This is a genomic window from Arthrobacter sp. 05L45_2, assembly GCF_056397525.1.
The window spans coordinates 17,951-44,393 of the sequence record NZ_JBFTNO010000003.1 but is presented as its reverse complement, the minus strand read 5'-3'; the positions used below and the strand labels follow the sequence as shown (position 1 = coordinate 44,393).

Genomic DNA, 26,443 nt, shown 5'->3' with positions numbered 1-26,443 from the left:
GTGCTGCGGTTGGACACCCTTGAGCAGGACGGTGACGCCGCGCAATTCAAGGGCCGAGATGACGTCCACCAGTGTGTGCGCCCCGGTCGCGTCGAGCATCCGGACTTGGGAGAGCCGGATGACTGCCACCTGGATGTTCTTGACCTGGCTGATCTCCTGCAGGACGCGCTCCGCTGCCCCGAAAAACATGGCACCGTCCAGCCGGAGGACGGCAATGCGTCCGTCTCCAGGTGCCGCCGGTCCCGGGATGTCTTCGCGCTGCACGCCGCTGAGCGAGGCGAACTTGCGCAGCGTGAATACGGCGGCCGCGACCAGCCCGATCTCAATCGCGACGATCAAGTCGAACGCCACGGTGATCAGCGCTGTCAGGACAAAGACGAAGGCGTCTGCGCGGGTGGAGCGCAGCACCGCAGCCACGGTCTGCCGGGAGACCATGCGGGTGGCCGTGACCATCAGGATTCCGGCCAGTGCCGCCAGTGGGATCCGGCCCACCAGGCCTGCTGCGAGGTAGATGATGGCCAGCAACACCAGGGCATGGACCACCGCAGCCAGGCGGGTCTTCGCTCCGGCACGGACGTTGACGGCGGTCCGGGCGATGGCCCCCGTGGCTGGCATGCCGCCGAAGAACCCCGCCGCCACCGACGCCAGGCCCTGGCCGGTAAGTTCGCGGTCCGGGCTGTAGGTGCCGGTGGGCCGGCCGTCGGGGCCGACCATGCCGGATGCCACCCGGGCCGACAACAAGGACTCGATGGCCGCGAGCGTGGCGATGGACAGGGCGGGCGCAAACAACCCGGGCAAGGACGCAGGATCCAGCGCCGGCAGGGACGGCGCGGCCAGGGAGTGCGGCAGGGCGCCGATCCGCGGAATGGGCAGGTTTAGGAGCTCGGCGGCCACCGTGGCCAGAAGTACCGCGGCCAGGCTGGCCGGGATGGCCTTGTTCAGCCGGGGCAGCAACATCATCACTGCGGCGACGCCTGCCACGACGGCCAGGGTCTGCAGCACGGCGGGCGCCGTGGCTTTGGTGGCGCTCTCGACGGCGGCCAGCACGGTGTTGTGGCCGGGCACCCCCGCTGTGCCGGTGGCCATTGGCACCTGCTGGAGGAATATGATGGCGGCGATCCCAAGGGTGAATCCCTCCACGACCGGCCATGGGATGTACGCGACGGCCCGGCCCAGGCCGCTGATACCGAGGATGATGACCAGGAGTCCTGCCAGTACGGATACCAGAGCGATGCTGCCGGTGCCGTGCTCGGCGACGACGGGGGCCAGCACCACCACCATGGCACCGGTGGGCCCGGAAACCTGGACGTGTGAGCCACCCATGACGGCAGCCACCAGTCCGGCTACTACCGCAGTGATGAGCCCGGCCTCCGCGCCGACGCCGGAACTGACTCCGAAGGCGAGGGCCAGTGGCAGGGCAACGATGCCCACGGTGACGCCGGAGAGCAGGTCCGTCCGCCACGAGCCCCGCAGCCCGTCGTAATCACGGCGGGAGGGCAGGAGCCGGATGAGAGATCCCCGGGTGCCCCGCGCCAGCCCGGTCGCCGTCGCGGCGGTCATGATGCGGAACCCGGTAGGGGCGCGGCAGGCAACTCCTGCGCCAGCCGGAGCTGTTCGCCGGAATCCGCCAGGCTGTCCAGCAGGAAGGTCCTGGCGATGGCGAGTAGCTCGGCGACCTTCGGGTGGGCCAGACGGTAGGTCACGGCGTTGGCCGTCCGGACCGAGGTCACCACACCGTGCCTACGGAGCGTGGCCAGATGCTGGGAAAGATGCGAGGCCTCCAGTCCGGTCTCGGCCAGCAGGTAGCTGACCTGCGCCGAGGTGTCCGGGGCTGCCGCCAGCAGTTCCAGCACCCGGATACGTGCCGGGTGGGCGAGGGCCTTGAACAAGTTGGCCTTGATTTCGTACAAGGGGGTCTGCGCGGAGGAAATCACTGCGGTCCTTCGCCCTTCCTGGCTGGCGGTCCGGCGAAAACCCGAACCACGGATTGATGAAATGATGTTTCCATCATATCGTTGGGATGCAAGACCCCGCCCCGCCCCCGCGTGTAACGCGGAAATCCATCCGAAGGCAGGGCGCTAGGCTGGAACCATGACTATCAATCCGGACCTGCAGGGCCGCAGTTACCCTGCCGCAGAGGTGTACGACGTCGGCCGCGAGAAGATCCGCGAGTTCGCCCGCGCCGTCAAGGCCACGCACCCCGCCCACTTCGACGTGGACGCCGCCCGGGCGCTCGGCCATCAGGACCTCGTCGCCCCGCCCACGTTCGCGATCATCGTCGCGCAGCGCGCCGACGCGCAGCTGATCGAGGACCCGGATTCAGGCATCGACTTTTCCCGTGTGGTCCACGCGGACCAGCGCTTCGTCCACCACCGGCCCATCGTGGCCGGCGACCGCCTCGTGGCCGAACTGCACGTCGACGGCGTCCGCGCCATGGGGGGAGGCGCCATGATCACCACCCGTTCGGAGATCTTCGCCCCGACCGGCGGGGAATCCGGTGCCCGGGACGCCGTCGCCACCACCACCTCATCCATCCTGGTCCGCGGAGAGGGACAGTAACCATGAGCCTCACACTTTCAGAACTCACCGTCGGCCAGGCCGTGGGCAGCCGCACCATCGAGGTCACCCGCACCGACCTCGTGAAGTACGCCGGTGCCTCCGGGGACTTCAACCCGATCCACTGGAACAGCGACTTCGCCACCGGCGTCGGCCTGCCCGGCGTGATCGCGCACGGTATGTTCACCATGGGTGCCGCCGTCCAGCTGGTGACCGACTGGGCCGGCGACCCGGCCGCCGTCGTCGATTTCCAGACCCGCTTCAGCAAGCCGGTCCCGGTGGCGGACACTACGGGCTCCGACGACGCCGGTGCGGTGATCGAGGTCAGCGGCGCCGTGGGGGCGCTAGACGCCGACGCCGGCACCGTCCGGGTTGACCTCACTGTCGTCGCGGGCGGGCAGAAAGTCCTTATGAAGGCCCAGGCCGTCGTCAGGCTGGCCTGAGCCCATGATGCTGCCGTGAGGGTGCGCGCCCCACAATCCGCCGAAGTCACGCGGTGGCGCAACGCCGTGGTGGCCGCCTACGCGTTCAGCGGGATAGCTTTCGCCAGCTGGGTCTCGAGGCTGCCGGCCATCCGTGACGGGCTCGACCTCACGCCCGGCAACGTCGGGCTGCTCCTGCTCTGTATGACGCTCGGCTCCTTCGTGTCTGTGTCCGCGTCCGGGCTGATCGTGCTGCGCTTTGGCTCCAAGCAGACCATCCGGATCGGCAGCATCATGGTGGGCGCGGGCCTGGTCCTTGCCGGCTTCGGGACGTCCGTGCTGGTCAACCCGCTGGCGGTTGCGGCCGGACTCGTGGTGGTGGGACTCGGCACCGCCAGCTGGAACACCGCCTCCAATGTGGAAGGCGCCGCCGTCGAACGCGCCGTGCGGCGGCACATCATGCCCCGGCTGCACGGTGCGTTCAGCCTCGGCACCGTCGCCGGCGCCGGAGCGGGCGCCTGGGCCGCGGGCGCGGGTATCCCCGTGTTCTGGCACCTGGCCGCCGTCGGCCTGCTGGTGGCAGCCTCCGTGGCCACCGCCGCGGCCTGGTTCCGTGCCGACATCACACCGGTAGAGCAGGGTGAAGCCTTCGCCCCGGCCGGCACGGACACGTTCGAGGACCCGTCCACCGGCCCGCTGCCCATCATCAGCCAGGCAAGCCCGGGCCCCGAGGCGCCGCTAGATAACAAGCGGCAGATCGCTCAGGCCTGGCGGGACCGCCGGACCCTGCTCCTCGGCGTCCTGGTCCTGGGGCTCGCGCTGGCCGAGGGCGCGGCCGGGGACTGGGTCGCGTTGGCGCTGGCCGACGGCCACGGCCAGTCCGACGCCGCCGGGGCCGCCGGGTACGGCCTGTTCGTCACGTTTATGACCGTGGGCCGGTTTGTCGGAACCGTGGTCCTGGACCGGTACGGCCGGGTTCCGGTGATGCGTTGGTGCGCGGCACTGGCAGTCGCCGGGCTGGCGCTCTTTGTCTTCGCGCCGGTTCCCTGGCTGGCGTACGTCGCCCTCGCGGTCTGGGGGCTTGGGGCCTCGCTGGGGTTCCCGGTTGGCATGTCCGCTGCCGCGGACGACCCCCTCAAGGCCGCCGCGCGTGTCTCGGTGGTGTCCACCATCGGCTACGGGGCTTTCCTCTGCGGTCCACCGCTGCTGGGCCTGCTGGCCGAGCACGTCGGTATCCTGCACTCACTGCTGGCCGTTATGGTGATGCTGGTGGTCAGCTTCCTGCTCTCCCCGGTGGCCCGCAAAGCCACGTAGGGCCCACCCATCGCCTTTCCGGGCGCGCACCGAACCCGGCTAGGCTGGAGGGGTGACCCAAACTCTGCTTTCCGCCCTGACCACGGCCGGCGTCGGCGGCCCGGCCGCGAACTACGTCGAAGCCCGGACCGAGCCGGAGATCATCGACGCTGTCCGGGCAGCCGACGACGCCGACGAGCCGCTGCTGATCATCGGCGGCGGCTCCAACCTGCTGGTCGGCGACGACGGGTTCCCCGGCACGGTCCTGAAGATCGCGTCAGAGGGTTTCACCGTCAACGCGGAGGACTCCTGCGGCGGCGTCGCCGTGGTGGTCCAGGCCGGCCATAACTGGGACGCCCTTGTGGAGCACGCCGTGAAGCACGCCTGGTCCGGCGTCGAGGCGCTGTCCGGGATCCCCGGCGCCACCGGTGCCACCCCGGTGCAGAACGTCGGTGCTTACGGTGCCGACGTCTCCCAGACCATTGCCGCCGTCCGGACCTGGGACCGGCAGCGTAACGCCGTGCAGACCTTCACCAACTCCGAGCTGAAGTTCGGTTACCGCGACTCCATCCTCAAGCAGGCCACCACGGAGGGGTCCCCGCGCTACGTGGTGCTCACCGTGGAATTCCAGCTCCCGCTGGGCCGGATGAGTGCACCGGTCCGCTACGCCGAGCTGGCCCGTGCCCTCGGCGTTGAACCCGGCCAGCGCGCCTACTCAAACGATGTCCGGCGCGAGGTGCTCAGGCTCCGGGCCGCCAAGGGAATGGTCCTGGATCCCGCAGACCGCGACACCTACTCCACGGGGTCCTTCTTCACGAACCCGATCGTCCCGGCCGAGGTGGCGGCTGCGCTGCCCGACGACGCCCCGCGCTACCCGGGCGGCAGCGACGGGCTGACGAAGCTCTCCGCGGCCTGGCTGATCGACAAGGCCGGCTTCGGCAAGGGATTCGGACTTGAGCCCGACAGCGTCTCCGGCGGCCGAGCCTCACTGTCCACCAAGCACACGCTCGCCATTACCAACCGCGGCGGCGCCAGCACGGCTGACCTGCTGGCGGTCGCCCGCGAGGTGCGCCGCGGCGTCATGGACCGGTTTGGCATCGAACTGCACCCGGAGCCGCTGCTGATCGGGGTAGGACTCTAGGACATGCCACCGTCGTCGCCACCGACGCCGACGCCGGCCGCCGCCGGGTTCAGTGCCTGCCGCGGCGCGGGGCTACCTTGCTGAAGAGCATAAAGGTGAATCCGGACGCCGCGGCGCCCAACAGGAATACCTGGCAGAACGCCACCGACTGTGCGCTGGGGCCGCTTCGCAGCATGAGGCCGGCGCAGGCGAACGCCACGGCACCGGCCAGCAGGGCCAAGGACCCGAGCAGGAAGCTGTGCACTGTGGCCGGGAACTCGGCGCCGGGGTCCACGTCAGTGTCCCGCCGCGGGATGTCCCGCCGCCCTCCATTCCGAAACGCAGAGTCCCGCGACGCCGGCCGCCGCTGCATCATGGCTGCGGTGACAAAGCTGGCAACTGCCACCACCATGCACACGGTGGATACCAGCTGGAAGGTGGTCATCATGGGGGAGAGGCGGGTGCCGCTGGCGATCGCGACGGCCAGTCCGGCCGCCATGCCCGCGGCGCTGGAGGCCCAGCCCAGCAGGGCGAGCCTCCTGCACACGGGCCGCAGCAGCGGCCACACATCTCCCAAAGTCATGCATCCACTTTAATCAACGCGGCTGGGCGCAGGCTGGGAGGGCACTGGGCACTGGAACTTGCGGCGGAAACCGGGACGCAGGCCTAGCTGCCGGGCCGGTTGCGGCCGCCATCCGTCCGCAGTGTCGGACCCCGGCCCTAGGATGATGGCATGGCAGCAGTGGTGCGCACACGTTTGAGCCGGGGTGTTATGGGCCGGCTCCGGCTGGTCTCGCAGGGATTGTCCGGCCCCGGCTTCGGGTCCGTCGAGGCCGCGGTCCGGGCCATGACCGCCATGCAGGCGCAGGACCTGCAGGCCGCGCTGTGGGCGGTGGGGCAGCGTGCGCCGGGCTCGCGCATCGCCGATGTCCKCGCGGCGCTGGACGGCGGCACGATAGTCCGGTCGTGGCCGATGCGCGGCACCCTCCACCTGCTGGCACCGGAGGATCTGAAATGGATCCTCGAGATAACCTCGGGCCGCCTGATCAAAAGCCTGGCCGGGCGGCACCGAGAGCTGGAAATCACCGCCGCTGATGTGGACGCCGCAGCGGCAGCAGCGCTGGACCGGGTCACCGGCGGGGCCGCGGTCAGCCGGGCCGGGCTCTTCGAGGTCTTCGAGCGGGCGGGGCAGTCCACGGCGGGCCAGCGCGGCATCCACCTGCTGGCCATGCTCTGCCAGCAGGGGTGGCTGGTGCAGGGCCCCCTGGCAGGCAACCAGCAGCTGGTGGTGGCCTTTGATGACTGGGTCAAGGAGTCCCGCCAGCTGGAGCGCGCGGAAGGCGTCGCCGAGTGGCTGCTGCGCTACTTCAGGAGCCACGGCCCTGCCACGGAACGGGATTTCGCCTGGTGGTCCGGCATACCCCTGACCGAAACCCGCGCGGCGCTGGCCGCCGTCCGCGACCAGCTGGTCTGCCTGGAGTTCGACGGGACACAGTACTGGCTCTCGCCGGAGACGGCAGCACTGCTCGACGACGCCGCCGTCCCCGGCCAGCGCTCCGTACTGGCGCTGCCGGGGTTCGATGAGTTCCTCCTGGGATACATGGACCGGTCCGTGGCGCTGGCCGCGGAACACGCGGACAGGATTGTCCCCGGCGGCAACGGTGTTTTCAAGAAGACTATCGTGGCCGGCGGCGCCGTCGTCGGCACCTGGTCGGCGCCCGGAAATGCCCGCGGCCGGACGGTGGTGCCGGAACCGTTCGACGCCGTTAACGGCCTGCGGCCTGCGGCCCGTCGATCCTTTGAGCTGCAGGCCGCGAAGTACCGGCGGTTCCTGGGGGAGGGGGCGCCCTAGAGGTTGCCGGTAGCGATCTTGAGCATGCGCCGCAGGGGTTCGGCCGCGCCCCACAGGAGCTGGTCGCCGACCGTGAAGGCGCTGATGTACTCCGGGCCCATTTCGAGCTTGCGGATCCGGCCCACCGGGATGTCCAGGGTGCCGGAGGCTGCCACCGGGGTGAGATCCGCCATGGAGGCTTCCTTGGTGTTKGGCACCACGGAAGCCCACTCGTTGTCCGCATCCACAATTTTCTCGATCTCGGCGACGGAGAGGTCTTCACGGAGCTTGAGGGTGAGCGCCTGCGAGTGGGACCGCATGGCGCCGATCCGGACACACAGGCCGTCCATGATGACGCGGTCAGCCCCGGTGGTGCCCAGGATCTTGTTGGTCTCCACCCCGGCCTTCCACTCTTCCTTGGACTGGCCGTTGCCGAGGTCCGCATCGATCCACGGGATCAGCGAGCCCGCCAGGGGAACACCGAACTGGGTCGCGTCGATCGCGGTGCGCTGGTGCGCCAGGACCTTCCGGTCGATTTCCAGGATGGCCGACGCCGGGTCGTCCAATTCACTGCTGACCTCGGCGTTGAGCGTGCCGAACTGGCTCAGCAGTTCGCGCATGTGCCGGGCGCCGCCGCCGGAGGCTGCCTGGTAGGTCATGGACGTGCCCCACTCCACCAGGCCGTTCTTGAACAGGCCGCCGAGGCCCATCAGCATGCAGGAGACAGTGCAGTTGCCGCCGATGTAGTCCTTCACCCCGCCGGAGAGGCCGGCGTCGATGGCGTCGCGGTTGATCGGATCCAGCACGATGATCGAGTCGTCGTTCATGCGCAGCGTGGACGCCGCGTCGATCCACAGGCCGTCCCAGCCCCGGTCCCGCAGCTGGGTGTGCACCTGCTTGGTGTAATCCCCGCCCTGGGCAGTCACGATGATCGGCAGCTTCGCCAGCGTTTCGACGTCGAACGCGTCCTCGAGCTTGCCGGCCGCACCGGCAGCAGCGCCGGCGATGTCCGGGGCGGCGCCTCCGGCGTTCGAGGTGGAGAAGAAGACCGGGTTGATGTTGGCGAAGTCGCCCTCGTCCTGCATGCGCTGCATCAGGACGGAGCCGACCATGCCACGCCAACCGACCAGTCCGACGGACGGGGTAGCTGCTGTAGTCATTGGGCCAGTTTAGACTTCGCGGCGGCCCGGCCGCAGTCGGTTACGTCACGCCACGGCGCGGACCGCCAGGTGGTTACTCGGCCGGCCGGGGAAGATTCCGGGCAGCCCGCAGCTTCTCGGCCCGGCGTTCCTTGAAATACCCGGCCCAGCCGGCGAACAGCGGAATGAGGACCAGCACGTACATCCACCAAATCTCGCCCATGATGTGCCACTGGTCGGTGAGGGCCATCTGGACCACGCCGTAGAGCATCAGCCCGAACAGGGCCGTGATCAGTGTGGACAGGAAAAGCAGTCCGCCGGAGGAGTTCACCGGCTTGATCACGCCGAGACCGTCGTCCTTGCGGACCCCGTATTCCTCGTCGGTATAGCTGACGATCTCGCCGTTCTCGGCCAGGCGGTGCTTCATGGGCGTCTCCGGAGGCGGCGGCGCCGTGTAACCAGGCTCCTGGGGGACGTCCCGGTCACGCCTCCCCACGGGACTCCTTGATGGCAGCAAGCACGCCTGCGTCGTCCAGCGGAGCACTCTCGGCGACCTCGTCGGTGGCGAAGTCGGGCACCCCGGTTGCCCAGCTGTCACCGTCGCGGCGGATCAGCAGGTGCTTCTCGTCCTGGAGCGTCTTGAACACCAGATACGCCGTGCCGCCCGGGTGTTCGTCGATGTGCTGCCGGAGCACTCGGAGGCTGGCCTCCGCGGAGCTGATGGTGGGGTCCTGGGCGAAGGCGAACCAGGTGCCCAGGGCGCGGGGCTGAAGCATCAGGGACACGTCCGGGGCCTCGAGCAGCACCACGTTATCCATGCTGTCCTCGGTCAGCAGCGATATTTCGGTCCAGCGCGTCGCTTGGCCCAAGGCGGTCGCGACGGCGGCGGCCACCCCCTTGACCCCGAGCTCGTCGTCGTCGGAGACGAGGGCGAGATCCCGGGCCAGAAGGGATGACGCGCCGGCGGTGTTCAGGGTGGAGTCCTCGACGAGCTCCTCAGCCCGGAAAACACTGACGGAGCGGTCACGGGCCGGGCCCTCAAAGACGTTGAGCAGGTAGGCGAGTTCGCCCACGCCAAAGCCAATGACATCGACGCCGAGGCGTGGTTCCTGGGTCATTTCGTGCTGGACGGTCATCTGGGTCTCCTAATCTCAAAAGCCGAAGAACTTGGCCACGGACTTTCCTGCATCCTTGACGTTGTTGGCGGTGTCGCTGACGAACTTGCCGGGATCCTTCACGGCGTTGACCACACCCTCGCCGATGTCCTTGCCCACGCTGGTGATGGTGCCCCAGTTTTCGTAGACAGCGATTCCCACGCTGGCRACCTGGCAGACGGTCCCGACGGGAGGCGGTAGGAAGCAGCCCACACCGAGTGCGGCTTTGCCGGCGCTGAACGCGCCGCCCTTGATGTCGCCGTCGGCGAACTTGGAGACGGAGTCAAAAGTGTTGAAACCGACTCCGGCCCAGCCGAGTCCGCGCGCGATGCCGGATTTGCCCAGCCACTCCCAGCTCTTCCCGGCGCCAAGCCAGGGTTTCTCGGCGACCAGGCCGCCGAGCTTGTCCAGCGGCTTGATGAAGCTGTTAAGGTTTTTCAACGACGCGGCATCCGAAGCCTTGTCGATGGCGTTCAGGGTGCGGCTCGCCTTGGACGAATCTTTGAGCAGCCCCTCGAGGGTCTTATTCCCCGCGGTGGTCTGCCAGAGGTTGCGCATCTCGAAGCCCGGGCCGCCTAGCCTGTGCCGGCCCTTGGTGAAGAGCGCCTTGACCAGGTCCTCACGCTGGTTCTTCAGCACCCAGCCGTACTGGCCCACCGTCTTGGCCAGGGTGAGGGGGGCTTTGATGTTCTTCTGGACCCCCATAAACCCCTTGATGCCCGCGACGCCGCCGGCCAGTATGCCGCCGGCCGCCGCCCACGCCCCGGCCCCGTGGCCCAGAGGCCCCAGCGGACCGCCGCCGGAGCCCGGAGCGGCGTTGCTGGCCTTCTCCTGCTCGTCGGCCTGGGTCATGAGCCGCCGGGATTCCTGTTTGAGGGCCCGGGCGGTCTGCTGGATGATGGCGCGGTGGCTGCCGTTCCAGTCCGAGGTGAACCGGGCACTGTCGGCGCCCTTCCACGACGTGTTGTTGTTGATGGCCGACGTCAGGGCGGTCGACTGCTGCAGCAATGTCTCCGACGTCTGGCCGAAATTTTGCGCCAGCATCCGCAACTGCGCGACGTCAGCGCCCCACAAGTTTCCTGCCATGGTGGCATCCCCCTTCACGGGCAACAGCCTAACGGGCCGCCGCCAAGACCTCGTGCATTCTGAGCAAACGCACTCGGGCCATTATTCTGACCGGCCCCAATCTAACCCGGCCGCCGTGATGGCGCGATGGGGTGATCTCCCCATACGGTCGCTGAGGCCGCGGCCCTGGACCGGCCGCCGTCGCCGCTACTCGCCGTCGGACTCTGCCAGCAGTGCGCTCTTGCGCCGCCGCAGGGCGTACACGGCGCCGAAGGCGAAGATCTGGGTGACGATGACCAGCACAATGGCGCCGGCGATCTTGTTGCCGCCGAGGATCATGGTCAGCCCCACGATCGCGGACAGCAGCGCCAACAACGGCAGCAGCATGTAGCCCAGGACGAAGAGGGTTTCGGGCTTGCGCAACATCAGTTGGACTCCGTCCGGCGCCAGAGGGTGATGCGGTAGCGCGTGCCGTTCGCAGCGGTCAGCCACCCGTCCGGCGGGAGGCTGGCGGATGCGGTCCATTCGTAGCCGAGTTCCGGCGCGAAGGTATCACCCTCGGCGGCGGTGTCGATCGTGGTGACGACGGCGAGGTCGGCAAGGTCAACCGACTGGTTGAAGATCTCGCCGCCGCCGATGATCCAGACCATCTCCTGGCCCGGCGCGAACTGGGATTCCAGCAGCGCATCGTCGAGGGATTTGACCGTCTGGGCCCCCGCGGCATCCGGGGTCGTTCCCCAGTTTTCCGTCCTTGTGATGACGATGTTTGTCCGGCCCGGCAGCGGCCGGTACTTGTCGGGGAAGGATTCCCAGGTCTTACGGCCCATGATGACGGGGTGCCCCGTGGTGAGCCGGCTGAAGTGCGCCATGTCCTCGGGCAGGTGCCACGGCATGGCCCCGGCCTGGCCGATGACGCCGGTGCTGCTCTGTGCCCACACCAGGCCAAGCCCGGTCACGGAGCCGCGCAGTTGTTCGGTGAACTGGGTGGGTTCGCTGGTTGCGTTGCTCATACTGCTATCGGGGCCTTAATCGTGGGATGGTGCTGGTAGCCGACCACCTCGAAGTCCTCGAGGGTGTAGTCGAAGATGGAGTCCGGCTTGCGGGTGATCTTCAGCTGCGGGTACTCGTAGGGCTCACGGCGCAGCTGGGTGAGGACCTGGTCGAGGTGGTTCTCGTAGATGTGGACGTCGCCGCCGGTCCAGACGAACTCGCCCGGTTCCAGCCCGGTCTGCTGGGCCAGCATGCAGGTCAGCAGGGCGTAGGAGGCGATGTTGAAGGGGACGCCGAGGAACGTGTCGGCGGAGCGCTGGTACAGCTGGCAGGAGAGTTTGCCGTCGGCGACGTAGAACTGGAAGAACGCGTGGCACGGCGGCAGGGCCATGTTCTTCAGCTCGGCGACGTTCCACGCGGAGACAATGTGGCGGCGCGAGTCCGGGTTGGCCTGGAGGTTCTCCACCAGTTCCGCGATTTGGTCGATGTGGCCGCCGTCAGGCGTGGGCCAGGAGCGCCACTGCACACCGTAGACCGGGCCGAGTTCGCCGTCGGCGCCTGCCCATTCATTCCAGATGGTGACGCCCTGGTCCTGCATCCACTTCACGTTGCTGTCACCGCGGAGGAACCACAGCAACTCAACAGCCACGGATTTGAAGTGGACGCGCTTGGTGGTGATGAGCGGGAAACTGCTGCCCAGGTCGAACCGCATCTGCCGGCCGAACACACTGCGTGTGCCCGTTCCGGTGCGGTCGGATTTGTACGTGCCGTGCTCCAGGACATCGCGCAGGAGGTCTTCGTAGGGCGTTGGGATGCTCACCGTTCCAGTCTACTGAGTCCTCGCGCCGGGGCCGTATCCGTCTCGCAGGGCGAGCCTGGCCTGCACTGCTGCCAGCAGGGCGCCGTCGTTCATCCCCGCGCGGCGGCCGGCCGCGACCAGGCGGTCGACGGCCTCGCTGACCTCCGTGGTGGCCGACGACGCCGGGCCGCCGGCCGGAGCGGGGAGAGCCGCCGCGGCGGCAACCCTGGTCCCGTTGCGCCGGCCGGTTTCCAGGAGCCCGGACTGCTCCAGCTCCTTGTAGGCGCGGGCCACCGTCCCGGCCGCGATACCGAGGTCCGCGGCGAGCCGCCGCACCGCGGGCAGCCGGGTTCCCGGCGGCAACGCCCCGGCGGCAACCAGGGCGGCGATCTGGCCCCGGATCTGCTCGTAGGGCGGGGTGGCGGATCGCAGGTTGACGGTGATCCCAGCGCTCATGCCGCGGGTTCTTTGTCCCGCCGCGCCACAGGCCTGGCCGGCAGGCGGTCCGGGCCGGTGACGGGGATGAGGGCGACGACGGTGGCCGCGGTTCCGAGGACCGCACCGGCGAGGGTGGCCGGCCACCACGACCCGGCGTCGGGGTTAAGCGGTTCGCCAAAGGATTCGGCCGCGAAAACTGCAGCCCAGGCCGGGCCCTGGCTCAGCAGGAGCACGGCGGCATGGGCGAGGAACAGGGCCGCCACCGTCCGCACGATCCGGTGGACGGTGACGGCTCGCAGCGCGGCGTCCATGCCAACGGCCAGGTCCGGCACTCCGCGGCGGTATCGTGCGGCCAGGAGAGCGGGCACCGAAGCCACGACGCCGGCCGCAACCAGCAGGGCCGGCGGGCCCCAGTCCGCATTCCCGTACAGGCGTGCCTGGCCCGCCGCGGTAACGCCCAGCGCCACCGCCAGCACCAGCACGGCCACGACGCCGGTGGTCAGCATTGCGGGGCTGACCGGCTGCCGTGGCCAGTCGCGCGGCGCCCGGGGGTCGCCATAGTTGTGCTGGAGGAGCAGTTCCCCGGCGGCAACCACCACCAGGACGGTGGCCGCCATCACGGTAGCGAAGCCGGCCATCCCGAAACCGGCCGCGGCGGCCGTCACCCCGGGAACGATGAACACGCCCGCCAGAAGCGGCACGGCGGCCGCGAGGCCCAGTAGGGGGCCCAGCGACGCGACCAGCCGGGCCGCCGGGTGCCGGCCACCGGTCTGGAGGCCTTCGACCGGCCGGTTTCGTGGCCCCAGCCCGGCGGCAGCCAGCACCGGCGGCCGCCAGCCCCACATGACCAGCAGCACCGCGATGCCGCCGAGGCCTGCCGGGTTGACCCAGGACATCACACCGGCCGCCGGGTCCGGATGCGCCGCAAAGTTCCCCGCGATGATGCCCAGGCCCGCGGCGATGGTGGCGACGGTCCGGAGGAGACGGTTCATGGCGATGGTGCGCAGCGTGGCGTTGTCAGCGGCGTCGAGGGCCTCGAGTTGGCGGCGGCTGGCGATAAGCCACAACACCAGCAGCGTCCCCCCGGTGAGGACGGCCAAGGATCCGCCCAGCCAGGCGGCCAGTTCCACCCCAGGGATCCGGCCGTCTGCCCCGCCCGTCTGGCGGGTGTATGGCCCGTCGACCACCATCGTGGCCGGCACCGGGGCGAAGCCGGGGAGCGTGGCTGCCGTCGCGATCAGGGCCCCTGCGGCGGCAAAGATGACGGCGGTGGCCACCGCGAGCCGGCGCGGCAGGAAGTCCCGGATCCGCCGGACCGACAACACGGTCTGCCGCCGCGACCGCCGCGGCCCTGGATAGCTGAACTGGCCAATCGCGTGCACCCCCAGGCATCCCAGCACTGGCCAGGCCAGAGCGGGGAGGATCGCCCAAGTGGTTGTCAGGACGCTGCCGGCGGAGGGGTTGGCGGGGATGATGCCGAGATTCATCGACCCCTGCAGCGAGCTCGCCATCCAGCCGATGACGCCCACCCAGAGGGCATGCTGCGAGACCGACGTCGGCGACGTCCCGGTGTCCGGCGCCCAGACCACCCAGCGGAGCAGGAGGTAGACCACCACCGCGCCGATGATCGGGCCGACCAGCAGCGCCGACGGAAAATAGAACTCGCCCGGCATGAATCCCCCAAGATTCTTAGTTATGTACCAAGTACTTGATACAAACTAGGCCTGGCGCTGCCCGGGGTCAAGGACCTAGTCGTCGAACGGCCGGAATTGCTCGACCGCCACCACCTTGCCCTTGGAATGCGTGACGTGGCAGACGATGATTTCCCCCGGGGAGAGGTAAGGGTCGTTGGCCGGCAATGCCGCCCGCAGCCGGGAGTTCATGTGCTTGCCCAGTTGTGCGAACACCGTCGGCAGAGCCGGCCGGTGGGTGCACAAAGCTACCGCGCGGCCCTTGTCGAAGAGCGACTCGACGACGTTGGCGGTTTTATGCGGGCTCCGCCCGTGMAGGTGCTCCGTCAGCGACTCGTGCAGTTTGACCTTGGCGTCGACGGCCTTGGCGTACGGCGCCACCGTGGCCACGCAGCGCAGCCACGGGCTAGTCACCACCCGCGACGGGCTCCACGCCTGCAGCAGCCGCCCCACCGCCTGGGCCTGGCGGGCGCCGGTGGCGGCCAGCGGACGGTCGCCCTCGGCCTTGGACCACGAGGAACGGGGCTTGGCTTTGGCGTGGCGCACCACCAGCAGCGGCCAGGTATCCAGTTCGCCGCGGGCATGGGCGGCCTCAAGGTGCTCCAGCGGGGCACGGTCGCCGGGGTTGCTCAGCAGGGCGGCAGCCTTTTCCGGGGCGCACCACATCACGCTGTCCACCTCCTTGCCGTCCGGCCGGAGCGCGGCGCCGTCGACGTCGACAGCCCAGTAGTGCACCACCTTCAGGCCGGCCGCCACGTGGTAGTGGATAGGCGGCAGCGGGATGCCGAGGGGCGCCTTGAGGCCGATTTCCTCCTCGACCTCGCGGGCCGCGCATTCCGGAATGGTCTCTCCGGGGTCGATTTTGCCTTTGGGCCACGACCAGTCGTCGTAACGGGGACGGTGGATCAGCAGGACCTCAAGCTTGTCCTTGTTGACCCGCCACGGCAGGGCACCGGCCGCGACGACGGCGATCGGCTCACCCGGATGGTCGGTCTGGTCCGCGACCAGGGAATCGCTGCTCACAACCGGCGGCCTCAGCGCAGGCTCGCCGGGCGCTGCCGCGAACGCGATGCGAGCAGCCACGACTGGACGTCCTGCAGGGCGGTCCCGTCTTCGGCGAGGTGGTGCCGGATCCACTCGCCGCTGCGGTCCAGGTGCCAGCTGGCGGTGCCCGGGTCCATGTAGCGGCGCAGCATGTCGAGCACGTAGGTGGTGTCATCGCCGCTGCTCAGCTGCACCAGTGCCTCGACCCGCCGGTCGAGGTTGCGGTGCATCATGTCGGCCGAGCCGATATAGACCACGGGATCGCCGGCGTTGGCGAACGCGAAGACGCGGGAGTGCTCCAGGAACCGGCCCAGGATCGACCGGACGGTGATGTTCTCGCTCAGTCCGGGCACGCCGGGGCGCAGCGAGCAGATGCCGCGGACAATAACGTCCACCTGCACCCCGGCCTGCGAGGCGCGGTACAGCGAATCGATGATGGCTTCGTCCACCATCGAGTTCACCTTGATCTGGACGCGGGCGGCGATGCCGGCGCGGGCGTTCCTGATTTCCGTTTCAATCCGGTCGATCAGGCCCGAACGCACGGACCGTGGCGCCACCAGCAGGCGCTTGAACGTGGACTTGGGCGCGTAGCCCGAGAGCTGGTTGAAGAGCCTGGACAGGTCCTCGCCCACCTGCTCGTTGGCGGTCAGCAGGCCGAGGTCCTCGTAGTAGCGGGCCGTCCGCGGGTGGTAGTTGCCCGTGCCGATGTGGCAGTAGCGGCGGAGCCCGTCCACTTCCTGGCGCACCACGAGGGAGAGCTTGCAGTGGGTCTTGAGGCCCACGATGCCGTACACCACGTGCACGCCGGCCTGCTCCAGTTTCCGGGCCCAGGAGATGTTGGCCTGCTCGTCGAAGCGGGCCTTGATCTCCACGAGGGCCAGTACCTGCTTGCCGGCCTCGGCGGCGTCGATCAGGGCGTCCACGATCGGCGAGTCGCCGGAGGTGCGGTACAGGGTCTGCTTGATGGCCTGCACTTTCGGGTCCGCGGCGGCCTGTTCAAGGAAGGCCTGCACCGAGGTGGAGAAGGAATCGTAGGGGTGGTGCAGCAGGATGTCCCGCCGCCGCATGGCCGCGAAGACGTTGGCGGCCTTCGAGGTCTCCGACTCGTTGAGGTACCGGGAGGTGTGCGGCACGTGCTTGGGGTAGTGCAGGTCCGCGCGGTCGATCCCGGCGATGACGGAGAGGCCGCGCAGGTCCAGCGGGGCCGGCACGGAATAGACCTCGGATTCCTCGACGCCGAGCTCCCGGATCAGCAGCGCCCGGATGTTGGGGTTGATGTCGTTGGTGACCTCAAGGCGCACCGGCGGCCCGAAACGGCGCCGCAGCAGTTCCTTTTCCAGCGCCTGCAGCAGGTTCTCGGCGTCGTCCTCTTCAACCTCGACGTCCTCGTTGCGGGTCACTCGGAACGTGTGGTGCTCCAGGACCTCCATACCGGCGAAAAGCTGGTCCAGGTGGACCGCGATGACTTCCTCGAGGGCGATGAAGCGTGCCACCCGGCCGGGGACGGAGCCGGCGCGCGGGCCGTCGATGGAGATCAGCCGGGGAAGCTGGTCCGGGACCTTGACGCGGGCGAAGAGCTCTTTGTCGCTGACCGGGTTGCGGACCACCACGGCGAGGTTCAGCGAGAGCCCGGAAATGTACGGGAACGGGTGGGCCGGATCCACGGCCAGCGGGGTCAGGATTGGGAAGACCTTCTCCGCGAACATGGCGCTGAGCTGGTCCTTGGCCTGGTCGTCGAGTTCTTCCCAGTGCATCAGGTGGATGTGTTCGTAGGCCAGCGCCGGGCGGATCTGTTCGGCGTAGACGCGGGCGTGCCGCTGCGCGAGCCGGTGTGCGGCCTCGCCGATCTGCTCGAGGACCTGCATCGGGCTCTGGCCGGCGGGGGAGGGCACGGCGAGGCCAGTGGCGATGCGGCGCTTCAGGCCGGCCACGCGGACCATAAAGAACTCATCGAGGTTGGACGCGAAAATGGACAGGAAGCCGACGCGTTCGAGCAGGTGCAGGTTGGGGTCCTCGGCGAGTTCCAGCACACGCGAGTTAAACGCGAGCCAGCTCAGCTCCCGGTCCAGGAATCGGTCCGGGCTGATGTCACCTTCCGGTTCCAGGTTCGGGGCGAACTCCGGGATGTCGATCCGGTCCTGGGTGGCGCGTGAGGCGGGCACTTCGGAGGAACCGAACCGCGCACGCACAGGACGCGCAGCTTTGTCCCGCGTAGCGGCTTCAGACGTGGCTGTCCGGGCAGATTCCCGTTGCATGGTCTCTCCTAATGCTGGCGCGATTTAGCTTCAACCTTACAAGGAATCGGCTCCCGGGCGAGCCCAGGTTTCGGCCGTGCCGGGGAGCCGGCCGCCGGTGCGGCTACCGGCCCTCGAGCGGGGCGTACATAACGTCGACGTCCCAGCGCGAGAAGCCCAGCCGCCGGTACAGTGCGACGGCGGGGATGTTGTCCGCGTCGACGTACAGCATGACGGCGTGCAGGCCCTGGTGCTGCAGGTGTTTGATGCCGGCGACGGTCAGGGCCTTGCCGAGTCCGGTGCCTTGCGCCTCGGGGGCGACGCCGACGACGTACACCTCGCCGATCGCCGGGTGCTCGCCGTGCCGCGGGTGCACCTTGGTCCAGTGGAAGCCCAGGATCCTGTCCCCGGCGTCGACCGCGAGCAGGAACCCGGCCGGGTCGAACCACGGCTCGGCCATGCGCGCGTCGAGGTCGGCGCGGCTCATGTTCCCCTGCTCGGGGTGGTGGGCGAAAGCCGCCCGGTTGACCGCGAGCCACGCCTCCTCATCGCGGCCGGGCACAAAGCTGCGCAGGGCGACGCCGTCGGGCAGCGCCGCGTCGGGAAGTTCCGAGGCCGCCGTGGCGAGCCGCATCTTCCACAGTTCGCGGACGGCGCCGTAGCCGTAGCGGGCGGCCAGGTCCGCGGCGGCCTCGTGGTTGCCGTGCGACCAGGCCTTCAGGCCCGCGAAGCCGCGCACCTCCTGCAGTTCCCCCACCAGCCGGTCCGCGACGCCCTGGTTGCGGTAATTGGGGTGCACCGCAACTTCCAGGACCCCGGTCCCGTCCGCTTCCCCAACCACGACGGCGACCCCGGCCAGGTCGTTGCCCCGCGGCGCGGATCCCCCCGCGGACGCCCCTGCGTCCTCGCGGGAGTAGTCGGGGGAATAGAGGGCGAGCGCCAAGACAGTGTGCGGGCCCGCCTGCGGGGCGCGGAGCGTGACGAGGGTCTGTTCGGAGAGCGGCGGGTTGCCGTCGGACTCCTCGGCGGCCGCCACCAGGGTGGTGACGTCCCGCAGCAGCTGTTCATCGACAGCCCCCTGCGAGGTGAGTACGGGCCAGTTTGCCGGGTTCGCGGGACTCATGCTGCAAGGCTATACGCCAGCCGGGCCGACGCGCGTGGGTCCCGGGCCGATTTGATGCATTTGCCCGGGGCACGTATAGTCATTATCTGATCCGGCTGAGCGCTTCGAAACGCTGAGTTGGTTTGAGGGGGATCCACCACTGGGGTGGCCTCGATACGTTCGACCCGTATGTCCTCCACTGCAGCGCCAAGCGGCGCAAAAAAGCCCCGGACCAATTGGTTCGGGGCTTTTTCGTGTCGCGAACCGCCTGTGGATCAGCCGTGGCCTTAGGCCTCCGTGAGTTCCTCATCCGGCTGCCGGACCAGCGTCAGGCGGTACCCGACGTTGCGGACCGTGCTGATCAGGTTCTCGTGGTCTGCGCCGAGCTTGGCCCGCAGCCGCCGGACGTGGACGTCCACGGTGCGGGTGCCGCCGTAGTAGTCGTAGCCCCAGACCTCCGTGAGGAGCTGCTGGCGGGTAAACACCCGGCCCGGATGCTGGGCCAAATACTTGAGCAGTTCAAATTCCTTGAACGTCAGGTTCAGGGCCGCCCCGTTGACCCTCGCGGTGTAGCTGGCCTCATCGATCACGACGCCGGCGGCCCGGATCTCGGTGGGGGTGTCGTCCTGGTCCGGTTGCGCCCGGGCGACGCCGAGCCGGATACGGGCCTCGACCTCCGCCGGGCCGGCCGATTCGAGCAGGATGTCGTCTACTGCCCAGGCCGAGGACACGGCAGCCATGCCGCCCTCGGTCAGGATCAGCATCAGGGGAGCGCTCAGCCCGGTGGCCTTCAGCAGCTGGGTCAGCGAACGGGCGCCCACCAGGTCCTTGCGGGCGTCCAGCAGAACGATGTCGCACGGGTCGGTTTCGAGCAGGGCCGTGGGTTCGGCCGGGAGGATGTGCACGCGGTGGTTGAGCAACTCAAGCGCAGGCAGGACGTCCACCGATGATCCGGTGCTGTTCGTCAGTAGCAGGATGTGCGACATGGTTCCTCCAAGGGGTGTCCGCGCATCATTGGGCGTCTGAGCCGGGCTTCCACCGGCCGGTACTGGACTTCCGGTTGGTGCCCTGGACCGCGGCAGCCGGAGGAAGCGTAGCTGAGCTTTGAGTATACCCAAATGACCCCCTGCGGACACTGTTCCGTTGCTCCGAATTGGTTCCCCTCCGACACAAATCGTTCATATAAGGCAGGATTGACCCGTCGGGCCAACAGCCCGGCGGAGTCGAGCAGGCCGAGTGGGTCCGCAGTGAGCGAAGGTACCGGTTGATCGTGGCTGAAGTGATCGTGGGGGACCGCGTCGAGGGCGCCCTGATGGGGCGCATTCCGGGGCATGCCCCGGGGGCAAACCCGGGGGAGCACCCATGAAGTCGTGGAGCGTCGGCGTCATCGGGCTCGCCGGGGTGGCCGCCATCATCGCCGGGGCGTACTCCAGCCCGGAAGTCCTGCTCGCCGTCGCGGTCATCACGGCCGCGTGCGTCGGTATCGGCTGGCCGCACTTCCTCGGCATCCCCGCCAAGAAAACGCTCGCCGCACTGATCGGACTGCCCGGAATCGGCTCAGCCGTCGCAGCCACCTACCTGCCCGCCCCGGGCTTCCTGGACTGGACGCCGGCGTTCGTCGCCGCCGGGGTGATGGCGATATTCGTGATGCAACTGATCCGCGGCACCGGCCAGGCCCAGCGGCTGGAATCCACCCTCGGCTCCTGCGCCGGCGTCCTCCTGTCCTGTCTGGGGGCCGGCTGGATCGCCTGTTCGCGGTTCAACGGGGTCCGGGAAATGCTGCTCATCGCCGCCATCAGCGCCGCGATTGCCCTCATGGCCGGCCTGATCCGCTGGCCCGACAGGATCGTCGCGCCGCTGGGCATCGTAGGTGCGGGCCTCGCGGGTCCGCTGGCCGGCCTGGTGCTCTCCGACATTGCCGTGCTGCCGGCCGCCCTGGTCGGAATCGTCATCGGCGCCGTCCTGGTCAGCTTCCGCCGGCTGGTGATCATCCGCGGCTCGGCCCTGAACCTTCCGGCAGTGCTGGGCATGGGTCTGGGGCCCGTCTCCGCCGTCGGTTCGCTGGCCTACTTCATAGACAAACTACTCATTCACTAACGGGTTAGGATGGCATCATGTCCGTACTTGCATTTGAGATCTTCTTCCTTGTCCTGCTCGCCGTCGCCGGCCTCTCGATGGCCTGGTTCGCCGGCTTTGTGGTGTACCGCCTTTTCAAGGGCCAGAAGTAGACACACCTTTCCCGACACCCGTCCAGAACCCGTAGTTTCCAGAGGTAGCTGCTGTGCCGATTGAAATTCCTACAGATCTGACACCCGAGATTGTTCCGTTGTCCTGGCTCATTGGTGAGTGGGAGGGCACCGGCCGGCTAGGTGCCGGCGAAGAGGACTCGGAGCACTTCAGCCAGCATGTGTCCTTCACGCACAACGGCCTGCCCTACCTGCAGTACCGGGCCGAATCGTGGCTGACGGACGATCAGGGCACCAAGCTCCGTCCGCTCACTGTCGAGACCGGATTCTGGGCGCTCGAGCGCAAGCAGCGCGATGAGGACGGCGGTCCCGGGCTCATCCCGGCCGACATCGTCCCCGTGCTCAAGAGCGCGGACGAGGTCGAGGAACTGCGCAACAGCGACGGCGGGTTCGACATTTCCGTTTCCATCTCCCACCCGGGCGGCATCTCCGAGCTGTACTACGGCCAGATCAAGGGCCCGCAGATCCAGCTCAGCACCGACATGGTGATGCGCGGCAGCCACTCCAAGGAGTACACCGCGGCAACCCGGATCTTCGGGCTGGTGGAGGGAAAGCTGCTGTGGCGCTGGGACGTCGCCGCAGGCAAGGGCGCAACACCGGGTGGCGGGCTCGAGGCCCACGCTTCAGCCATCCTCAGCAAGATCGGCTAAACCCCCGACCGGCCAGGCGCCGGGGTCTCACTGGATTTCCGTTGTCCGCAGCGAACGCAGGGAGCACCACAGTGAATGACACAGCGAATGGCACCGCCGCCCGAACGGCCCAGCCGGCCGACTACAGCGACCTGAAAGCCGTTTTCTTCAACGGCACCCTCAAAAAGTCCCCGGAAACGTCCAACACCGAAGGCCTGATCGAGGTCAGCCGGCGGATCATGGCGAAACAGGGCGTGGCGACCCGGGTCATCCGCACCGTGGACCACGACATCGCCAGCGGCGTCTACCCGGACATGCGCGAGCACGGCTGGGCCACGGATGAGTGGCCCGAGCTGTACCCGGCGGTGCAGGAGGCGGACATCGTGGTGCTGGCCGGACCCATCTGGCTCGGCGACAACTCCTCGCAGACCAAGAAACTTATCGAGCGGCTCTATGCACACTCCGGCCAGCTGAACGCCAAAGGCCAATGGGCGTTCTACCCCAAGGTGGGCGGATGCCTGATTACCGGCAACGAGGACGGCATCAAGCACTGCGCCATGAACGTCCTGTACAGCCTTCAACACGTCGGCTTCACCATTCCGCCGCAGGCCGACGCCGGCTGGATCGGTGCCGTGGGACCGGGACCCAGTTACCTGGACGACGGCTCCGGCGGACCGGAAAGCGATTTCACCAACCGCAACACCACCTTCATGACCTGGAACCTCCTGCACCTGGCCAGGATGCTCAAGGACGCCGGTGGCATCCCGGCCTACGGCAACCTGCCCGAGGCATGGAAAGCCGGGACACGATTCGACTTCGAAAATCCGGAATACCGCTGAGCGCTGAGGACTTCTACTTCATATGACTACCAAAAGCCCCCTGCTGTCGCGCCCTGGAGCCGTCGAAGGGGCGGGCCCGGATGCCGGCGTCGCAGCCCACTACGGCGAGCCGCTGCGCGAACAGCGCGCGCTGGCCGCCGGCACCGCCGTCGTCGACCTCTCCCAGCGCGGCGTGGTGACCGTGGCCGGCCCCGACCGGCTCAGCTGGCTGAACACCCTGAGCTCGCAGCAGCTCACGGCCCTGCCGCCGGGCCAGTCCACCGAGCTGCTGCTGCTGAGCGTCCAAGGCCGCATCGAGTTTGACGCCCGGGTGCTCGACGACGGCGCCACCACCTGGCTGATCGTCGAAGCCGCGGAGGCCGCGCCCCTGGCTGAGTGGCTGACCCGGATGAAGTTCATGCTCCGGGTCGAGGTGGCCGACGTCTCCGCCGAGTGGGCCGTGGTGGGATCCACGCGGCCGGTACCCGAGTGGTCCGGATTGCTGGTCTGGGAAGACCCGTGGCCGCACGTCGGAGCCGGCGGCTATTCGTACGCCGTGGTGGGGGAGGACTCCCACCCGGGACTCGAGCGGCCCTGGTTCGAGTACCTCGTGCCGGCCGACGCGCTGGCGGCGACAGTGGCGGACCGGCCCCTGGCGGGTGTCCTCGCGGCCGAGGCGCTGCGCATCGCCGCGTGGCGGCCGCGATGGGGCGCCGAGACCGACGACAAGACCATCCCGCACGAACTGGACCTGCTGCGCACCGCTGTCCACCTGGCCAAGGGCTGCTACAAGGGACAGGAAACCATCGCCCGGGTGCACAATCTGGGCCACCCGCCCCGCCGGCTGGTCTTCCTGCAGCTGGACGGTTCGCAGCACACGCTGCCCGCCGTCGGTAGCGAGGTCCGCGCCGGTGACCGGAAGGTCGGGACCGTGACGTCCGTCGGGCAGCACTACGAAATGGGCCCAGTGGCCCTGGCGGTCATCAAGCGCTCCGTCTCACCGGACGAGCAGCTGACGGTTATGGACGGCGAGGAACCGTACGCCGCGGCCCAGGAGCCGATCGTTGCGCCCGACGCCGGGCAGGTTGTGGGCCGGCAGACCGGATTCCTGCGGGGGACCCGATGACCGGCGCCCGGGAGACACCGGACTCCGCAACGGCCGCCCCCGACGACGAGGCCGTCGCCCTCGCCCACACGCTGTTCGACGCGGCACGGGAGGGAAATTCCGCCCTCCTCGGCAGCTATCTGGCTGCCGGCGCCCCCGCGACCCTGACCACGGCCGCAGGCGATTCGCTGCTGATGCTCGCCGCCTACCACGGCCATGCGGACACGGTCCGGCTGGTCCTGGCCCACGGCGGCGACGCCACCACGGCCAACGACCGCGGCCAGACGCCGCTCGCCGGCGCCGTCTTCAAGGGCTACGCCGACGTGGTGGAGCTGCTTATGGGCGCCGGTGCCGATCCCGACGCCGGCAGCCCCTCCGCGCGGGCAGCCGCGCAGTTGTTTGGCCGCGACGATATCCTGACGCTTCTCGGCTAGACCGGCACCACCCGGCCGGCACGAACCGCCGGTTTTCGACTCTTAACCAGGCAATACGCACTTTAAGGAACCGCATGGAAAACGTAGCCAGGCCGTGGGCCGCCCTCTGGTCACTGGTGATCGGGTTCTTTATGATCCYGATCGACACCACCATTGTCTCGGTGGCGAACCCCAAGATCATGGAAGGCCTGAACGCGGACATCAACTCCGTGATCTGGGTGACCAGCGCCTACCTGCTGGCCTACGCCGTCCCGCTGCTCATCACCGGCCGGCTCGGTGACCGCTTCGGCCCGAAGAAGCTCTACCTCGCCGGCCTGGTGGTCTTCACCCTCGCCTCGCTGTGGTGCGGCCTCTCCGGGGATGTGCACACGCTGATCGGGGCCCGCGTCCTGCAGGGACTGGGCGCCGCGATGATGACGCCGCAGACCATGGCGGTCATTACCCGGATCTTCCCGCCGGACCGCCGCGGTGCCGCGATGGGCATCTGGGGCGCGACCGCCGGTGTCGCCACCCTGGTCGGGCCGATCCTCGGCGGCGTCCTGGTGGACGGGCTGGGCTGGGAGTGGATCTTCTTCATCAACATCCCCGTCGGCATCGTCGGGTTCATCCTTGCCCTGCGGTTCGTCCCCAGCCTCAGCACCCACCCGCACAAGTTCGACATCCCCGGTGTCCTGCTCAGCGCCGTCGGGCTGTTCCTCCTGGTGTTCGGCATCCAGGAAGGCGAGACTTACGACTGGGGCACCATCACCGGACCTATCACCGTGTGGGGCCTGATCATCGGTGGCCTGGTGGTCCTGGTCGCGTTCGTCGCCTGGCAGCGGTTCAACAAGGGCGAGCCGCTGCTCCCGCTGGGCCTCTTCAAGGACCGGAACTTCTCCCTGGCCAACGTCGGCATCACCACCGTCGGCTTCACCGTTACCGCCTTCAGCCTGCCGCTGATCTTCTACTACCAGATCGTCCGCGGCCTCACCCCCACGCAGTCCGCCCTCATGATGGTCCCGATGGCCGTCATCTCCGGCGGCCTGGCACCCGTGGTGGGCAAGATCATCGACCGGGTCAACCCGAAGTACATTACGGCGTCCGGTCTGGTCCTGATGTCCGTGGCCCTGTTCTGGAATTCCTCCCTGATGCACCCGGACACCCCCATCTGGCTGTTCCTGCTGCCCAGCGCGGTGCTGGGGTTCGCGAACGCCGGCATTTGGGCGCCGCTGAGCTCCACAGCCACCCGTAATCTGCCCCCGCGGCAGGCCGGCGCCGGTTCCGGTGTCTACAACACCACGCGGCAGATCGGCGCGGTGCTCGGCAGCGCAGCCATCGCCGTGCTGATCCAGTCCAGGCTCGCGGCGGAACTCCCGCCGGCGCCCGGCGGAGCGGGCCGGCAGTCGAGCCCCATGGAATTCGGCGGACAGCTGCCCGAAGCGTTGCATGCCGGGTTCTCGACGGCGATGGGCCAGTCGATCATGCTGCCGGCGGCCGTCATCCTGCTGGGTGCGGCGGTGGCGCTGTTCTTCGCCAAACCGCAGCCGCAGGGCGGCTGGGGTGCCCCCGCCGCTGCCCCGGCGTCTGTCCCGGCCGCGGACAACGCCGGCGTAGCCGACGGCGCGGAGGCCAACCGGGGCTAGCCCAGCAATACGCTGGTCTGGATGCCGCCGGGGGTGAAGCCCAGGTGCCGGGCCAGCGCCAGCGAGCCCTGGTTGCTGACGTCCGAGCGCCACTGCAGCGTCAGGCCCGAGGCCAGCGCCTCATGGGCCGCGATCGAGGCGGCCAGGGCGCCGACGCCGCGACGTCGCCAGTCCGGGGCCACCAGCACACCGAGCTGGGCCAGGATGCCCTCCCACTCCGTGTAGGCGCCGCACGCCACCGGGGTACGCTGCCCGTCCTCCATGTGCATGATCGTGAAGCGGTGCTCGAGGTCAGCGAGGCCCACCTCGTTGACGTCATCCGGCGGGCACAGCGATTCAAGCTCGATCGCCTCGGGATTCCCGTGCGAGACGTTGAGTTCCTCGGAGGGCTGCTGCAATGGCAGGTCGTCGGCGAAAAACAGTGCGGCGGCGCCCAGCCCGTGGCCGCCGTGCCCGCGGGTGATGGTCAGCAGCGTCACGTGCTGGGCCAGCTCCTCGTCGGAGTACCCGGCAGCGGCGTCCAGCGCCCACTGGGGGCCGACCAGCACCGAACTGCCAAACAGGCGGACAAACTGCAGTGAACGCGCCGCGTCATCGGCCCGGCTGATGCGGGTGCCGGCGGCGGCGGCGAATGCGCCGTCGTCGAGCCCCAGCCGCCGGGCCCACGCGAGCTGGATGATGTCGGCGGAGCCGGGCGAAAGAGTCATGCCT

28 protein-coding genes are annotated in these 26,443 nt (G+C 68.8%); 11 read left to right on the top strand and 17 right to left on the bottom strand.

Going from position 1 to position 26,443, the window contains the following annotated elements; translation table 11 throughout:
• Positions 1-1,560 (bottom strand): SulP family inorganic anion transporter (locus AC1DHD_RS00710; protein WP_476877836.1); only part of this gene is annotated, 1,560 nt, incomplete at its 3' end.
• Entirely contained in the window at positions 1,557-1,934 is a 378-nt protein-coding gene (locus tag AC1DHD_RS00705) for an ArsR/SmtB family transcription factor (protein ID WP_476877835.1), read from the bottom strand. The genes AC1DHD_RS00710 and AC1DHD_RS00705, both read right to left, overlap by 4 nt.
• Positions 1,935-2,091: 157 nt before the next feature.
• Here AC1DHD_RS00705 and AC1DHD_RS00700 point away from each other — a divergent pair, with 157 nt between their 5' ends.
• The 4 genes from AC1DHD_RS00700 to AC1DHD_RS00685 are packed head-to-tail and all read left to right on the top strand — an operon-like array spanning position 2,092 to position 5,412.
• Positions 2,092-2,559: an FAS1-like dehydratase domain-containing protein gene (locus AC1DHD_RS00700; protein ID WP_476877834.1), complete on the top strand. Its 468-nt coding sequence runs from the start codon at positions 2,092-2,094 to the stop codon at positions 2,557-2,559.
• Positions 2,560-2,561: 2 nt separating this feature from the next.
• Complete coding sequence (locus AC1DHD_RS00695) at positions 2,562-2,999, top strand: MaoC family dehydratase (RefSeq protein WP_476877833.1); 438 nt, start codon at positions 2,562-2,564, stop codon at positions 2,997-2,999.
• A 21-nt stretch (positions 3,000-3,020) separates the two neighbouring features.
• Complete coding sequence (locus AC1DHD_RS00690) at positions 3,021-4,292, top strand: MFS transporter (protein ID WP_476877832.1); 1,272 nt, start codon at positions 3,021-3,023, stop codon at positions 4,290-4,292.
• Between the two features lie 52 nt (positions 4,293-4,344).
• Positions 4,345-5,412 carry a UDP-N-acetylmuramate dehydrogenase gene (locus tag AC1DHD_RS00685; protein WP_476877831.1) on the top strand — a complete coding sequence of 356 codons (1,068 nt, stop codon included), beginning with the start codon at positions 4,345-4,347 and terminating at the stop codon, positions 5,410-5,412.
• A 49-nt stretch (positions 5,413-5,461) separates the two neighbouring features.
• On the opposite strand, the gene AC1DHD_RS00680 is transcribed toward AC1DHD_RS00685, so the two are convergent.
• Complete coding sequence (locus AC1DHD_RS00680) at positions 5,462-5,974, bottom strand: hypothetical protein (protein ID WP_476877830.1); 513 nt, start codon at positions 5,972-5,974, stop codon at positions 5,462-5,464.
• A 150-nt stretch (positions 5,975-6,124) separates the two neighbouring features.
• Here AC1DHD_RS00680 and AC1DHD_RS00675 point away from each other — a divergent pair, with 150 nt between their 5' ends.
• Positions 6,125-7,243 (top strand): winged helix DNA-binding domain-containing protein, encoded by a 1,119-nt coding sequence (locus AC1DHD_RS00675; protein ID WP_476877829.1) that lies wholly within the window; start codon positions 6,125-6,127, stop codon positions 7,241-7,243.
• On the opposite strand, the gene asd is transcribed toward AC1DHD_RS00675, so the two are convergent.
• The 13 genes from asd to AC1DHD_RS00610 all read right to left on the bottom strand — a co-directional run bounded on the left by asd (position 7,240) and on the right by AC1DHD_RS00610 (position 19,864).
• A complete protein-coding gene (asd, locus tag AC1DHD_RS00670) occupies positions 7,240-8,382 on the bottom strand; it encodes an aspartate-semialdehyde dehydrogenase (protein ID WP_476877828.1) in 1,143 nt (380 codons plus the stop codon). The genes AC1DHD_RS00675 and asd overlap by 4 nt on opposite strands.
• A gap of 73 nt (positions 8,383-8,455) precedes the next feature.
• Positions 8,456-8,788, bottom strand: a complete 333-nt coding sequence (locus tag AC1DHD_RS00665) for a hypothetical protein (protein WP_476877827.1) — start codon at positions 8,786-8,788, stop codon at positions 8,456-8,458.
• A 55-nt stretch (positions 8,789-8,843) separates the two neighbouring features.
• Positions 8,844-9,497: a hypothetical protein gene (locus tag AC1DHD_RS00660; protein ID WP_476877826.1), complete on the bottom strand. Its 654-nt coding sequence runs from the start codon at positions 9,495-9,497 to the stop codon at positions 8,844-8,846.
• A 15-nt stretch (positions 9,498-9,512) separates the two neighbouring features.
• Positions 9,513-10,601, bottom strand: coding sequence for a WXG100 family type VII secretion target (locus AC1DHD_RS00655; protein WP_476877825.1), 1,089 nt, complete (start codon positions 10,599-10,601; stop codon positions 9,513-9,515).
• A 186-nt stretch (positions 10,602-10,787) separates the two neighbouring features.
• Positions 10,788-11,006 carry an NF038396 family protein gene (locus tag AC1DHD_RS00650; RefSeq protein WP_476877824.1) on the bottom strand — a complete coding sequence of 73 codons (219 nt, stop codon included), beginning with the start codon at positions 11,004-11,006 and terminating at the stop codon, positions 10,788-10,790.
• Positions 11,006-11,590, bottom strand: a complete 585-nt coding sequence (locus tag AC1DHD_RS00645) for a dihydrofolate reductase (protein WP_476877823.1) — start codon at positions 11,588-11,590, stop codon at positions 11,006-11,008. Before AC1DHD_RS00645 ends, AC1DHD_RS00650 begins: the two co-directional genes overlap by 1 nt.
• Entirely contained in the window at positions 11,587-12,390 is an 804-nt protein-coding gene (locus AC1DHD_RS00640; RefSeq protein ID WP_476877822.1) for a thymidylate synthase, read from the bottom strand. Before AC1DHD_RS00640 ends, AC1DHD_RS00645 begins: the two co-directional genes overlap by 4 nt.
• A 9-nt stretch (positions 12,391-12,399) precedes the next feature.
• The gene (locus AC1DHD_RS00635; RefSeq protein ID WP_476877821.1) at positions 12,400-12,825 is read right to left on the bottom strand and encodes a GntR family transcriptional regulator; all 426 of its coding nucleotides are present in this window, start codon (positions 12,823-12,825) and stop codon (positions 12,400-12,402) included.
• Entirely contained in the window at positions 12,822-14,480 is a 1,659-nt protein-coding gene (locus AC1DHD_RS00630) for a hypothetical protein (RefSeq protein ID WP_476877820.1), read from the bottom strand. Before AC1DHD_RS00630 ends, AC1DHD_RS00635 begins: the two co-directional genes overlap by 4 nt.
• A 75-nt stretch (positions 14,481-14,555) precedes the next feature.
• A complete protein-coding gene (locus AC1DHD_RS00625) occupies positions 14,556-15,521 on the bottom strand; it encodes an NUDIX hydrolase (protein ID WP_476877819.1) in 966 nt (321 codons plus the stop codon).
• 11 nt (positions 15,522-15,532) lie between these two features.
• Positions 15,533-17,797: an RNA degradosome polyphosphate kinase gene (locus AC1DHD_RS00620; protein WP_476877818.1), complete on the bottom strand. Its 2,265-nt coding sequence runs from the start codon at positions 17,795-17,797 to the stop codon at positions 15,533-15,535.
• A 103-nt stretch (positions 17,798-17,900) separates the two neighbouring features.
• Positions 17,901-18,899 (bottom strand): mycothiol synthase, encoded by a 999-nt coding sequence (mshD, locus tag AC1DHD_RS00615; protein WP_476877817.1) that lies wholly within the window; start codon positions 18,897-18,899, stop codon positions 17,901-17,903.
• Positions 18,900-19,165: 266 nt separating this feature from the next.
• A complete protein-coding gene (locus AC1DHD_RS00610; protein WP_476877816.1) occupies positions 19,166-19,864 on the bottom strand; it encodes a winged helix-turn-helix transcriptional regulator in 699 nt (232 codons plus the stop codon).
• Between the two features lie 376 nt (positions 19,865-20,240).
• Between AC1DHD_RS00610 and AC1DHD_RS00605 the strand changes: the two genes are divergently transcribed.
• From AC1DHD_RS00605 to AC1DHD_RS00580, 6 genes are all read left to right on the top strand, one after another.
• Positions 20,241-20,975 carry a permease gene (locus AC1DHD_RS00605; protein ID WP_476877815.1) on the top strand — a complete coding sequence of 245 codons (735 nt, stop codon included), beginning with the start codon at positions 20,241-20,243 and terminating at the stop codon, positions 20,973-20,975.
• 184 nt (positions 20,976-21,159) lie between these two features.
• Positions 21,160-21,774 (top strand): nitrobindin family protein, encoded by a 615-nt coding sequence (locus AC1DHD_RS00600; protein ID WP_476877814.1) that lies wholly within the window; start codon positions 21,160-21,162, stop codon positions 21,772-21,774.
• Between the two features lie 71 nt (positions 21,775-21,845).
• Positions 21,846-22,592 (top strand): flavodoxin family protein, encoded by a 747-nt coding sequence (locus AC1DHD_RS00595; RefSeq protein WP_476877813.1) that lies wholly within the window; start codon positions 21,846-21,848, stop codon positions 22,590-22,592.
• A 22-nt stretch (positions 22,593-22,614) separates the two neighbouring features.
• Positions 22,615-23,697 carry a CAF17-like 4Fe-4S cluster assembly/insertion protein YgfZ gene (gene ygfZ, locus AC1DHD_RS00590; RefSeq protein ID WP_476877812.1) on the top strand — a complete coding sequence of 361 codons (1,083 nt, stop codon included), beginning with the start codon at positions 22,615-22,617 and terminating at the stop codon, positions 23,695-23,697.
• A complete protein-coding gene (locus tag AC1DHD_RS00585; RefSeq protein WP_476877811.1) occupies positions 23,694-24,110 on the top strand; it encodes an ankyrin repeat domain-containing protein in 417 nt (138 codons plus the stop codon). Before ygfZ ends, AC1DHD_RS00585 begins: the two co-directional genes overlap by 4 nt.
• A 74-nt stretch (positions 24,111-24,184) precedes the next feature.
• Positions 24,185-25,732, top strand: coding sequence for a DHA2 family efflux MFS transporter permease subunit (locus AC1DHD_RS00580; protein ID WP_476877810.1), 1,548 nt, complete (start codon positions 24,185-24,187; stop codon positions 25,730-25,732).
• Here AC1DHD_RS00580 and AC1DHD_RS00575 read toward each other — a convergent pair.
• Entirely contained in the window at positions 25,729-26,439 is a 711-nt protein-coding gene (locus tag AC1DHD_RS00575) for a GNAT family N-acetyltransferase (protein ID WP_476877809.1), read from the bottom strand. The genes AC1DHD_RS00580 and AC1DHD_RS00575 overlap by 4 nt on opposite strands.
• Positions 26,440-26,443: the final 4 nt, after the last annotated feature.